Consider the following 13734-nt stretch of genomic DNA (forward strand, 5'->3'; position numbering starts at 1 on the left):
AATGAAAGAGAAATTATTTAAAAGTAGCTTAATTAAATATGAGTTTAGAAATATAGTAGGTAATATATTTACAGGAGTTTTTGGAGTTATTTTCCCAATATTTATGTCAATTTTCTTAGGAGCAATAATTGGAGGTAAGGTTCCTGAAGAAGCGAGAACAGCAGTAGTTACTAATATTTTTATAAGTAATAGCATGATGATTCCACTAGCTACAGTTTTTATTGGATATTCAGCAACTTTTTCTCAAGAGCTAGAAAAAAATATTCCTCTTAGATTTAGGCTTTTTGGATATAAAGAAAGGACTTTAGTAGCATCTAAAATAATTGCATATTTAATTTTTATGACAATAGCATTAACTATATATACAACAGTATCTTTTATAGCACTTGATATACAAGTTCCATCTCTAAGCTCAGCTTTAGTTTTAATAGGATCATTATATTTAATTGCTATAATATTCTTTATTTTATCTCATGGTATTTCTTTAATTATAAAGAAGTTTGGACCAACTTATGCAATTACTATGATTTTATACTTTGGAATAATGATTTTAAGTGGTATGTTTGGAGTTCAAGCAAAAGATTTCCCAGAACCTTTAATGAAGGTAGCGTATTTATTCCCAACAACTTATGTGGCAGGAGACTTCGTTGATTTCTGGCAAAAAGGTAGCTATAACTTTATGCCGTATATTCAATCCTTATTATTATTCTTAGCAGTAGCATTAATTATTTTAATAATAGCTATAAATAAAGATTCTAGACTTAGCCATAGTGCTAAAGTATCTGTAAATAAAGGTAATAAAGTTTCAGTTAATAAATAGGCTGGTGCTGCTATACAATGAAAAATTAAGAATTAAGAATTAAGAATGAAGAATGAAAAATTAATGAGAAAACTCCTGTAGGAGTTTTAGAGAGTAATTAATTTTAGCAATTCTTCATTTTTAATTTAGGATATTTCTGCGACAGCCTCATTAATGATTATAAGTATATCTTTAGTTCCTTAATAGTTTAAATATCAAAAATATCAGGAGCTATTTTGATATTGAGTATTCATGAATGGATTTGATTTTCAATCCTTTTCTTTTGTAACATTATGTTAATTGAAAAAAATCAATGATAAAATTCATTTATAATGTTATAATCAATTAGCGAAATAGAAAGTATGCATATGTAAGTTTGCTTATTAGGTCGTTTTGCTACAAGTCATTACAAACTTACATATGTGTACTCAATAACTGAAGAAGGAGTTTATAATTTTATAAATTCCTATAAAATTATAAAGTAGGTGTTTAAATGTCAAATAATAGATTTCTACCAATAAGTAAAGAGGATATGAATGAACGTGGATGGGATCAATGTGACTTTATCATAGTTACAGGGGATGCCTATATAGACCACCACAGTTTTGGAACAGCAATTATTTCTAGAGTATTAGAGGATGCAGGATATAAGGTTGGTATTATTCCACAACCAGATTGGCATAGTTTAGATGACTTTATGAAGCTTGGAAGACCAAGGCTTGCTTTCTTAGTTAATGGAGGAAACATGGATTCTATGGTTAACCATTATACTGTAAGCAAAAGACCTAGAGAAAAGGATCTTTATACTCCAGGTGGTAAAATGGGAGCAAGACCAGATAGGGCAACAATAGTTTACTGTAATAAAATAAGAGAAGCATATAAAAATATTAATGTAGTTATAGGGGGAGTTGAGGCAAGCTTAAGAAGAATGGCTCACTATGATTACTGGGGAGATAATGTAAGAAATTCTATATTAATAGATAGTGGAGCAGATCTTTTAATATATGGAATGAGTGAAAAGCAAATTGTTGAAGTTGCTAATGCTTTAAATGATGGCTTTGACGCTAAATATATTAGACACGTTAATGGTACTACATATACTATAGATTCATTAGATGAAATATATGGTGATTATAAGCTATTACCATCAAAGAATGAAGTAACAAAGGATAAGATGAAATATGCTGAAGCCTTTAAAATTCAATATGAAGAACAAGATCCAGTAAGAGGTAAGATGTTAGTTCAAAAGCATGGTGATAAATATGTAGTAAGTAATACACCAGAAATGCCTCTAACTAGAGAAGAGCTTGATAGGGTATATGCACTTCCATATACTAAGGAAAGCCATCCCATATATGATGAATTTGGTGGAATTGCAGCTTTAGAAGAAGTAAAGTTTAGTATAGTTAGTTCAAGAGGGTGTTTTGGTAACTGTTCATTTTGTGCTATAACTTTCCACCAAGGGAGAGCAGTACAAAGTAGAAGTGAAGCTTCTATCTTAGATGAAGCAGTTGAAATAACTAACCTTAAAGACTTTAAGGGATATATTCATGATGTTGGAGGCCCAACAGCAAACTTTAGAAAGCCTGCTTGTAAGACTCAGCTTACTATAGGGGCATGTAAATCTAAACAATGCTTAACTCCAAAACCATGTAAGAACTTAATAGTAGATCATAGTGAATACTTAGGATTACTTAGAAAAATAAGAAAGTTACCTAAGGTAAAGAAGGCCTTTGTGCGTTCAGGTTTAAGATACGATTATATAATGGCTGATAAAAATGATACTTTCTTTAGAGAACTTGTTGAGCATCATGTAAGTGGACAATTAAAAGTTGCTCCAGAACACGTTGCAGCAAATACTTTAAAATATATGGGTAAGCCAGCAGGTGATACTTATGATAAGTTTAGAGAAAAGTTCTTTAAGATAAATAAGCAATTAGGTAAGGAACAATATTTAATTCCATACTTAATGTCGAGCCATCCAGGTAGTGGATTAAATGAAGCAATAGAACTTGCTGAGTATTTAAGAGATACTAAGTATCAACCAGAACAAGTTCAAGACTTCTATCCAACTCCAGGAACATTATCAACAGCTATGTTCTATACAGGAATTAACCCAATAACAGGTGAAGAAGTATATATTCCAAAGACTAGAGAAGAAAAAGCTATGCAAAGAGCCCTTCTTCAATTTAAAAATCCTAAGAACTATAACTTAGTTCATGATGCTTTAGTTAAGGCTGGAAGAGAAGATTTAATAGGAAATGGTCCAAAGTGCTTAATCAAATCAAAGGCTGATAGATATATGGCTAAGATGAAAAGAGAAGAAGCAATAGCAAGAGGAAGTTCAAATAGAGGAAAACAAGGCTCTAAGTCAAAATCTTCTTCAAAACCATCTGGAAAAGTGAGTAGTAAATCAAATTCAAAGCCTTCAAATAGTAAAACTTCATCAAAAGGAAAATTTGGAGATTTTAAAGGTAAGACTTCTAAGCCAAAAAGTAATAAGGGTGGCAGTAGAAGACAAGGAAGATAAGTCATAATATAATTAAGTTAAGTCTATATCCAAAGGGGAAACATAAATGAAGAAGAGTTTTAAGATAGATGAATTTTTATTGAAATATCCGCATGTAGAGCAAATAATTGAAGAAAAGAATATAGATACTGAGGTTTTAAAGGATATTTATAACGACTTTGTAGATTATAAAGTATCTTATGAAAATCAAGCAGGGTTTATAGCTAATATATTACGTTCTCAGCCAATGATTCATTCAGTAAAATCTAGAATAAAAGAACCAGATAGATTAATAGAAAAAATTATAAGAAAAACTGAAGATAGAAGATTAAAATATGGTGATGACTTTCAATTTAGCTTAAATAATTATAAAAATGAAATTAATGATTTAATCGGAATTAGAGTTATACATATATTTAAGGATCAATGGCAGGATATTCATGAATTTATAACTAAGACTTGGAAGGTTATAGAAGTTACTGCAAATGTAAGAGAAGGGGATAATACTAAGAAGTTTGAAGAACTTAATATAGAAGTTAGGTCAAGAATATCAGGATATAGATCAGTTCACTACTTAGTTGAGTTTTATCCAACTAATGAAAAAGTAATAGCTGAAATTCAAGTAAGAACAATATTTGAAGAAGGTTATGGTGAAATAGATCATAGACTTAGATATTCCCATATAGAAATCCCAGAAATCTTAAAATCAAATCTTCTTTTATTTAATAGAATTGTAGGAAGTGCAGATGAAATGGCTTCTTTAATTAATGACCTTAGTAAAGAATGGGTTAGTAAAGAAGAAGAGCTTTTAAAAATAATTGAAGAACAGAAAGAAGAAATTGAACTTCTAAAAAAATCTCTGAATACAAAAAATAATTAAATAAGAGAAAGCTCAACTCCTTAAATCATTGAGGAGTTGAGTCTTTTTTATTTTTATAATAGAAAAACTTTAGATACTATGAATATTAAAAATTTAGAAGTGTAATATCAGTAATTTTAAAAAGCATATTCTATTCAAAATGAGGATAATTATGATAAAATTAGCAAGGGGACAAGATTAAAATAATGGTTAAGGAGGAATAATAATGAATATTAAAAATCTTATTTTAAAGAATAAGAGAATTGCTATTTGTTTAGTTGTTGCTTTAGGTTTTGGAATCGCTGGTGGAGCTAGTAATATGCCACAAGCTGATTATAATAATTTAGTTGTTCAAAAGGAGCAATTAGATGATAAAATAATAGCATTAGATAAGCAGTTAGAGGAAAATAAAAGCAAAGTTGATGAACTTCAGGCAAAGAAAGATGAAGCAGAAAGAATAGCTAAGGCAGAAGCAGAAAGAAAGGCTAAAGAAGAAGCTAAAGCAAAAGCAGAAGCAGAGGCTAAGGCAGAAGCAGAAAGGCTTGCAAAAGAAGAGGCAGATAGATTAGCAAGAGAAGAAGCTGAAAGATTTGCTCAAGCAGAGCAAAATTCGAATTATTATGTTTCAAGTGGAAGTAATGGAGGAAGTGTCCAAGAAGAAGCACCAATTGGGACAATGGTATGGTTATCAGCAACTGGTGAAAAATATCATTCAAGAAATAATTGTGGAAGAATGAATCCTTCAAAGGCTAGGCAAGTGACTCTTGAAAGTGCAAGGTCACAAGGATTTGAAGCCTGTTCAAAATGTTATTAGAGTGTGATTAGTACGAGATTTAGTTTTAGAAAATAAATTAATATAGGGAAAATATAAGGATAAACCTTTTAATTAATTATAGAGTTATTTTTTTCCATTGGTGTTAAAAGTGAATGAGTTAGTATTAATAGATAAGATGTTAAGATATATGGAGGTAATGAACTTTGGGATATCAAAAACAAATATATAGTAATAATGATAAGGAAAGTAATTTTGATAATACAGCAGATCAATATGAAGTTAATATAGAAGTAAAAGAGCCTGACTTTGAAGGTAATGCAGTTGTAAAGAAGCCTAACTTTTTTAGAAGATTCTACAAAGAAATTATAGTAATATTTATTGGAATTTTAATTGGGAATTCAATTGGTGGAATAGGCAAGGTTTCTACATCTACAGTTGATGAAATAAATATGCAAATAGAAGATAATACAAAGGTTATAAAAGATAAAGAAGCAGAATTAGAATTATTGCAGAATAAAAAAATAGAATTAGAAGAAAGTTTAAGAAACTAGATTATAGTAAAAGGTGATAGATTAATATCTATTACCTTTTTTATTTTGGGTAAGTTAATGATATCTATGAAATCTTAGCTTTGCAATTTTTTTATAGGATCAATTACCTAAAATGCTCTCATTAAACAATGTTTTATTGATATTACACTAATTTGTAAAATGTATTTCAATTGAGATTGATAAAAAAATCTCAAGATTTTAATATAAAAGAATATTTTAGTTGCAAAGGGATAAAATATAATATTATTAATTTTATAACATGGGAAGAAGGAGTGTTAAGTATGTCATTAGAAAGTATGATTCTTAAAAAATATTTTAAGAAAGAAGGTCAAGCGCCATTTAAAGTCATATTTAAAGATGGAAAAGTACTGAATATGGGGAATGGAGATCCTGAATTTGTAATTAAAGTAAATGGAGATATCGATAAAAAATTACTACTTACTAGTACATCATTAGCCTTAGGTGAAGCTTATATGGACAAAAAGCTAGATATGGAGTCTGGGGACTTATATGATGCGCTAGATATTGTATTAGGGAAGTTAGATGATTTTGATGTTAACGAGAGTACATTGAGTAAATTAATATTTACATCAACATCTAAACAGAATCAAAAGAAAGAAGTAACTTCGCATTATGATATAGGAAATGATTTTTATAGCCTTTGGTTAGACGAAACTATGAGCTATTCCTGTGCATACTTTAAAAATGAAGATGATACTTTATATAAAGCACAAAAAAATAAAATTAATCATATATTAAAAAAAATGCAACTTCAAGAAGGTATGAGCTTACTAGATATAGGATGTGGATGGGGTTACTTACTTATTGAAGCTGCTAAGAAATATAAAGTTCATGGAGTCGGAATTACTTTAAGTGAACAACAGTATTTAAAATTCAAGGAAAGAATTAAGGAAGAGAATTTAGAAGAATATTTAACAGTTGAATTAATGGATTATAGAGATTTAGAAAAGAGTAATTTAAAATTTGATAGAGTTGTAAGTGTAGGAATGCTTGAACATGTTGGAAGAGATAATTACAATCTTTTCTTTAAGAATGTGGATTCAGTGTTAAAAGATCAAGGATTATTTTTGTTACACTATATTAGTGGAAGAAAAGAGCATGCAGGAGATCCATGGATTAAAAAATATATATTTCCAGGTGGAGTTATCCCTAGTTTGAGAGAAATCATAAATTTAGGTAGTGAATTTGATTATTATACATTAGATGTAGAAAGTTTAAGAAGACATTATCATAAAACATTACTTTGCTGGTATGATAATTATAAAAACAATATAGATAAGATTTCAGAAATGTTCGATGAAAGATTTGTTAGAATGTGGGGATTGTATTTATCTGCTTGCGCTGCATCATTCAATAATGGAATGATTGATTTACATCAGATAGTATTTTCAAAAGGGAATAATAACACACTAGAAATGACTAGAGATTATTTATATAAATAATATTTTAAATTTTGTGATACAAAATTTAAAATTGATAATGAATAATTAAGGATTTTTTCATTAATTATTCATTATTTTGCTTTGCAAAATTTTCTATTGACTAAATATAGTTTAAAGTTGAAATAATAAACTTATAATCAATTTGCTAAACTGAAGGGAGGCTAAAAAATTTCTATTGACTAAACATAGATAATTATCTATATTTATATAAGGGTCATATATAGATGGTTGTCTATATAAAATATATAAAGGTGATGGTTATGACTAAAAAATACGAAAAAAATATTAAAATATTAAAAGCATTAAGTGAAGTGAATAGGCTTAAGATTGTGGATATGCTTTCATCTGGGGAAAAATGTGCATGTATAATACTCGAGAGCTTTAAGTTTACTCAGCCAACATTATCTCATCATATGAAGGTTCTTATGGATTCTGGAATTGTAAAATGCAGAAAAGAAGGAACTTGGATACATTATAGATTAGATAAAGAATTATGTGATGAAGTTTTAGATTTTTTAAATGAAATATTAAAGGAATAATTATAATTTAGGAGAGATTATGAATAAGGTTGATTTAACTAAAGGAAAAGTTTTAAATGTGCTTTTAGCTTTATCCTTGCCTATAATGGGAAGTTCCTTTCTTCAATTTACTTATAATTTAATAGACATGCTATGGGTAGGAGGCTTAGGTAGTGATGCTGTTGCTAGTATAGGTTCTTCAAGTTTTTACGTGGGGCTTGGATACTCAATAAATGCATTAGTAATTATAGGTACAGGAATAAAAGTTGCTCACTCCTTTGGAAGAAGGGATAATAAGGCCGTAGATGAATACATATTAAATGGAGTAATTTTAAATGCTATAGTCGGAGGATTATATAGTTTAGCACTTATTTTCTTAGGTAAAAGTTTTATAGGATTCTTGAATATAGGTAATGCAGTAGTTGAAAAAAATGCATATATATATTTAGCAATAAGTGCACCAATGTTATTTTTTTCTTTTTATAATACTTTATATATAAGAATTTTTAATAGTTTTGGGAATACTAAATCTGCATTAACTATAAGTGCTACAGGTCTTATAATAAATATTGTTTTAGATCCATTAATGATATATACCTTTAAATTAGGAGTATCTGGAGCAGCTTTTGCAACATTAATTGCTAATGGAATTATGTTTTTATTATTTATAAGAAAATCAAAATCCTTATTTAAGGTGGATTTTTCATTAGGAATTAATTTTAGTAAGATAAAAGAAATAGCACTACTTGGACTACCTATGTCCTTTCAAAGAGTATTATTTACTTTTGTAAATATTCTTTTAGCAAGAATAATAGGAAGCTTTGGAGCTGATGCTATTGCTGCTCAGAAAATAGGACTTCAAATTGAGTCAGTAGTTTATATGGTAGTCGGAGGGCTAAATGGAGCTATATCAGGTTTTGTAGGACAAAACTTTGGAGCAAAAAAATATGATAGAATAAACAAGGGATATAATACAGCAGTTGGAATAGGTATTATTTATGCTTTATTAGTAAGTATAGTATTTATTTTCACACCAGATATTTTAGTTAAACTTTTTGTAAGAGAAGAGGCAACAATTAAAATAGCAAGTGAATATTTGATGATTATTGGATATTCTCAAGTTTTTGCTACAATAGAAATGATATCAAATGGTGTTTTTACTGGTCTTGGATATCCTAAGATACCAGCTATTATAAGTATAGTTTTTACTATATTAAGAATACCAATAGCCTTAGTATTAATAGGGAAATTGGGGATAAATGGCGTTTGGTTTGCTATATCAATATCAAGCGTATTAAAAGGAATAACTGCGTATTTAATTTATAAATTGAAAATATGGAAGGTGTATAAAAATGTTAGATGTGATTCAGTCACTGAATTATAAAGAAAAGTTGTTAAGAGGTAATTTTGGAATAGAGCGTGAAACATTAAGAGTTAATGAAGATGGGAAATTGGCATTAACAAAGCATCCAGAAGTATTTGAATGTAAAATAACTCACCCCTATATAACAACAGATTTTTCTGAAAGTCAAATAGAGCTTATTACTCCAACCTTACATACATTAGAAGAGGTATATAGTTTTTTAAATTCTATTTACGATATAACTGCTTTAGAGCTTAAGGATGAATACTTATGGCCACAATCAATGCCATGTGATATTCCAGAAGATGATTTGATTCCTATTGCAGATTATGGGAAGTGTAGTAGTGGATCAGTAGCTAGTGACTATAGAAAAAAGTTATTAAAGAAGTATGGTGGAAAGAAGCAATTAATTTCAGGTATTCACTATAATTTTTCTTTTAGAGAAGATTTAATTGAGGATTTATATAAAAAGCTAGGCAAAAATGAAAGCTATAGAGATTTTAGAGATGACCTTTATTTAAAGGTAGTAAGAAATTATTTAAGATATAGATGGATTTTAATTTACCTTCTAGGTGGAACTACAACTATGCATGAAACCTTTGGTGAAAAATGTGTAGTTGACTTAGATAAGATAGCTAAAGATGGTTTTAGTAATAATGGGGCTGTTTCATATAGAAATAGTGAATGTGGTTATAAGAATCCAATTGATTTATATCCAAACTATGAGTCTGTTAAAGGCTATGTTGAAAGTGTATATAAGTTTATAGATGATAAGATGATAGATAGTCATAAGGAACTTTATACTCAAATAAGACTTAAGGCTTATGATAATAATAAGTTCTTAGAATCTCTACTTAAGGATGGTATTAATTATTTAGAAATTAGAAGTATAGATATTAATCCTTTTAATAAAGTAGGAATTTCATTAGAGGATTTAAACTTTATTAATTTATTTACTTTATATCTTCTTACTAAAGAAGAAAGTAATTATAAATCTTGGCAAGAAGAGGCACAAAACAATCAAAATATTATTTCTATATATGGACAAATGGATGTAGTCTTATATAAGGATGGTAAAACTATATCTAAGGAATCATGGGCATTATCAATCTTAAATGAAATGTTAGATATGAATAACAAGTTAAGCCTTGGAAAAGAAGATATAATTAGAGGTATGATTGAAAAGATAGTAGATAATAAATTAACTTATGCCTATAGAGTATCAGAAATGGTTAAGGAAAAAGGATTTATTAAAAGCCACTTAGAGTTATCAAGAAAATATATGGACGAAGCATATAAAAATAGATTTAAGCTTTATGGCTATGAAGACTTAGAATTATCAACTCAAATATTAATGAAGGATGCTATTAAAAGAGGAATAAAGGTAGAAGTTTTAGATAGAAGTGAAAACTTTATTTCCCTTAAAAAAGATGATCATATTGAATATGTTAAGCAAGCAACTAAGACATCAAAGGATAGTTATATAACTGTTCTAATGATGGAAAATAAGGTTGTAACTAAGAAAATTTTAGATGATAAAGGAATAAGAGTTCCTAGAGGAAGCGAATTCTTCAGCTTAGAGGATGCTCTAGAAAGTGCCTGTAGATATGTGAATAAGCCTATAGTAATTAAGCCAAAATCAACTAACTTTGGACTTGGAATATCTATATTTAAAGATGGAGCATCGGAAGATGATATTAAAGAAGCTATGAATATAGCATTTAAGTATGATAATACAGTTTTAGTTGAAGAGTTTATAAAAGGAAAAGAATATAGATTTTTAGTAGTTGGAGATAAGGTTTCAGGAATACTTCATAGAGTGCCAGCTAATGTTATAGGTGATGGTGAAAGAAGTATAAAGGAATTAGTAGAAGAAAAGAATAAAAATCCACTAAGGGGTAAGGGATATAAAACTCCTTTAGAAAAAATCAACTTAGATGATCATGTTGCACTGTTCTTAAAGCAAGATGGATTAGATTTTAACTATATTCCTAAGAAGGATGAAATAGTATATCTAAGGGAAAACTCCAATATTAGTACAGGTGGAGATAGTGTAGATTATACAGATGAAATTCCAGATGCTTATAAAAAGATTGCTGTAGAATCAGCACAGGCTGTGGGAGCTAGAATTTGTGGTGTAGATATGATGATAGAGGATTATAATAGAGAAGAAATTAATTATTCTATAATAGAACTAAACTTTAACCCAGCTATTCATATTCACTCTTATCCTTATAAAGGAAAAGAAAGAGAAATAGCAAAAGATATATTAGAAGAACTTAATTTCATTAAATAAGATATAAATCATAAATAAAGTGAGTTGAACTATTAAGAGTAAAAATAAAAGATTAAGAGTTATCTTTAGTAATTCTTATGGAATAATATAAATAATTATTAAATGAGCTGTCCTTGTGCGACAGCTCATTTTTTATGAATAAATTTAGAAAATTATTTTAGATAAAGTAAAACTTATTATAGTTACATAATATATATTTTTAATCGTAGGTGGTATAATATTATAGATAATAGGTGCTGTCGCACAATGAAAAATTAAGAATGAATAATGTAATAATAAATATAATATTAAGAATATTATTATAAAGGAGTGGTTAGATGAATTATAGAGTAAATAAAGATTATGTTTTAAATACTGCAAAAAGGATATTAGAGTTTGATAGTCCAACTGGATTTTGCTTTGATATTATGGAAGAAATAAAAAAGATTGCTACTGGCTTTGGATATGAATTTAGTACTACTAGAAAAGGCTGTGGAGTTATAACTGTTAAAGGTGAAAGTAATGAAAGAGTTATAGGGCTAGCTGCTCATGTAGACACATTAGGTGCTATGGTTAGGTCAATAACTAGTAGTGGAACATTAAAGTTTACCTTACTTGGAGGGCCTATCCCAGCTACTATGGATAGTGAATACTGTAAGATTAGAACTAGGGATGGAAAGATTTATACTGGTACTTTTTTAAGCACAAGCCCTGCAGTTCACGTTTATCCAGATAGTAAGGATAAAAAGCGTGATCCTGAAAATATGGAAGTTAGAATAGATGAGAAAGTTCTATCAAAGAAGGACGTTGAAGATTTAGGAATATGTCCAGGTGATTTTATATTCTTAGATACTAAGACTACTATTACTGAAAGTGGATTTATTAAATCTAGATTTATAGATGATAAGGGTAGTGTAGCTGCTTTAATGGGGCTTCTAGAGCTTTTAAATAGAGAAAAAATCACACCGAAATATACAATAAAATTATTTATTTCAGTTTATGAAGAAGTTGGTCATGGAGCTTCATATATACCACAAGATATAACTGAAATGATTGCTGTAGATATGGGATGTATTGGGGATGACTTATCTTGTACAGAATATGATGTATCAATGTGAATAACATATAATAAACAAAACTATGAACTAATAAATAATTATATAATCATATGTATAATATGTGAGTATATAAGTGTTTATTAGTTTTTACTATTTTACAATACTTTTAAACGAAATAAATATATGGTATAATTGTATTTATATTACAAATATGCAGAATAAATAAAAGGGTGTGAATACTATAATAAATGAATATAGAAAAGAAAGAGTAAATTTCTTTTATACGGTTATAAATGTGCCAATAAATAATGAGTTGAGGTTTCATATATGTATTTTTGATGATAGAAAAGATGAAGCACATCCTTTCACTCAATATTTAAAAGATAGAATGGGGAATTTCACCTTAAAAAATAAATCATTAAATACTATAAAGAATTTTCATTTAACTTATATAATAAGATTTCTAAATTTCATATATAATGATAGTGAAACACCTATAGGAGATATTAGAGACTTAACTATAAAAATAATAGAGGAATTCTTAGATAAGTTCTCACAAGGAGAGTTGCCACAAGATTTTATTGGAGAGTGGAGATCAAGAGAATCGGTAGAACGTGCTACTTATGCATTAAGTCATTTTGTATATTGGTTATGGTGGAAAAAAGATAGAAAAACTAATGGAAAATTATTTAATTTAAAGTATATTAAAGAAGAAAATTTTTTGTTTGAGAAGGTCATGAGACATTCAAAAAATGGTTATTCTTCTAAAGAGATAAAAAGTTTAATTAATATTGTTGTACCTAATATGTCAACTAAGATAAATACACGAGAAAAAGTAGTTACGTTAAGTGAATATAGTATATCGAAGTTAATAGAGTTATCTTTAGAAAATGATAATATGCTTACTTTAGGTATAGTATTGGGAGCGTATGCTGGATTAAGGGTAGGGGATATAACACAATTAAGTGAAGAGAGGATAAAAGGCTTATCTAAGAATAGGTGCTTTGGTGCTTATTTAGAATTATCTCAGGATATTATTTTACGCTCTGATAATATTAGAACAAGTGGTATTAAAACAAAGAGAACAGTACCTATCTATCCTGGTTGTACAAAGGCAATTTATGTATATTACCAAATGCATATAGAATTTTTGAAAGCAAAGGGGTTATATCCTAATAAATATGGAGCATTATTTTTAAATAATAATGGATTTGCTATGACTTCACAAACATATTTAAGAAGATTTGGAAAATTAAACGATTTATTAGATAAATCAATTAAGGAAGAAGTTTTGTTTGGGAATATAGATGCTATTCAAGAAGAAGAAATTTTATCTAATAATAAAATAACTCCTCATTCTCTAAGGCATTATTTTAAGCAATTGATACAATCTGTAGAACCTAATAAGCGTATTATACAATATTATTTGGCTCATAAGAGTTTTAATAGTCAGGATAGTTATGCATTTGGAGTATCTAGTAAAGAAGTTATAAGAGAATGCCAAAACAAGTTATATATGCCGATAAAAGGTATATATGCTAGAGAGGGATATAAATAAATTGGT

Annotated in this window: 10 protein-coding genes and 1 pseudogene; all 11 read left to right on the forward strand. The window is 28.4% G+C overall.

The genetic code is table 11. The features are described 5' to 3' along the window. The first annotated feature begins 1 nt into the window (after position 1). The 11 genes and pseudogenes from E5347_RS08315 (at position 2) to E5347_RS08365 (ending at position 13728) form a co-directional block, all read left to right on the forward strand. Positions 2–820, forward strand: coding sequence for an ABC transporter permease (locus E5347_RS08315; protein ID WP_136006310.1), 819 nt, complete (start codon positions 2–4; stop codon positions 818–820). Between the two features lie 472 nt (positions 821–1292). After that, positions 1293–3329, forward strand: coding sequence for a YgiQ family radical SAM protein (locus tag E5347_RS08320; protein WP_136006312.1), 2037 nt, complete (start codon positions 1293–1295; stop codon positions 3327–3329). A gap of 46 nt (positions 3330–3375) precedes the next feature. Beyond that, on the forward strand, positions 3376–4188 hold the full coding sequence (locus tag E5347_RS08325) for a RelA/SpoT domain-containing protein (protein WP_136006314.1): 813 nt from the start codon (positions 3376–3378) through the stop codon (positions 4186–4188). 205 nt (positions 4189–4393) lie between these two features. Continuing rightward, entirely contained in the window at positions 4394–4981 is a 588-nt protein-coding gene (locus E5347_RS08330; RefSeq protein WP_136006315.1) for a hypothetical protein, read from the forward strand. A gap of 164 nt (positions 4982–5145) precedes the next feature. Further along, on the forward strand, positions 5146–5493 hold the full coding sequence (locus E5347_RS08335; RefSeq protein WP_136006317.1) for a hypothetical protein: 348 nt from the start codon (positions 5146–5148) through the stop codon (positions 5491–5493). 281 nt (positions 5494–5774) lie between these two features. Next, positions 5775–6956: an SAM-dependent methyltransferase gene (locus tag E5347_RS08340; RefSeq protein WP_136006318.1), complete on the forward strand. Its 1182-nt coding sequence runs from the start codon at positions 5775–5777 to the stop codon at positions 6954–6956. Between the two features lie 260 nt (positions 6957–7216). Beyond that, positions 7217–7495, forward strand: a complete 279-nt coding sequence (locus tag E5347_RS08345; protein WP_136006320.1) for an ArsR/SmtB family transcription factor — start codon at positions 7217–7219, stop codon at positions 7493–7495. A gap of 19 nt (positions 7496–7514) precedes the next feature. Continuing rightward, the gene (locus E5347_RS08350) at positions 7515–8858 is read left to right on the forward strand and encodes an MATE family efflux transporter (protein WP_136006321.1); all 1344 of its coding nucleotides are present in this window, start codon (positions 7515–7517) and stop codon (positions 8856–8858) included. Then, on the forward strand, positions 8827–11133 hold the full coding sequence (gshAB, locus tag E5347_RS08355; protein ID WP_136006322.1) for a bifunctional glutamate--cysteine ligase GshA/glutathione synthetase GshB: 2307 nt from the start codon (positions 8827–8829) through the stop codon (positions 11131–11133). Before E5347_RS08350 ends, gshAB begins: the two co-directional genes overlap by 32 nt. Before the next feature lie 317 nt (positions 11134–11450). After that, positions 11451–12227: pseudogene (locus E5347_RS08360) on the forward strand (M42 family metallopeptidase); the annotation flags it as partial. A gap of 175 nt (positions 12228–12402) precedes the next feature. Beyond that, positions 12403–13728 (forward strand): site-specific integrase, encoded by a 1326-nt coding sequence (locus E5347_RS08365; RefSeq protein ID WP_136006324.1) that lies wholly within the window; start codon positions 12403–12405, stop codon positions 13726–13728. Positions 13729–13734: the final 6 nt, after the last annotated feature.

Source organism: Clostridium sartagoforme (assembly GCF_004794105.1).
In the GTDB taxonomy this organism is placed as follows: domain Bacteria; phylum Bacillota; class Clostridia; order Clostridiales; family Clostridiaceae; genus Clostridium; species Clostridium sartagoforme_B.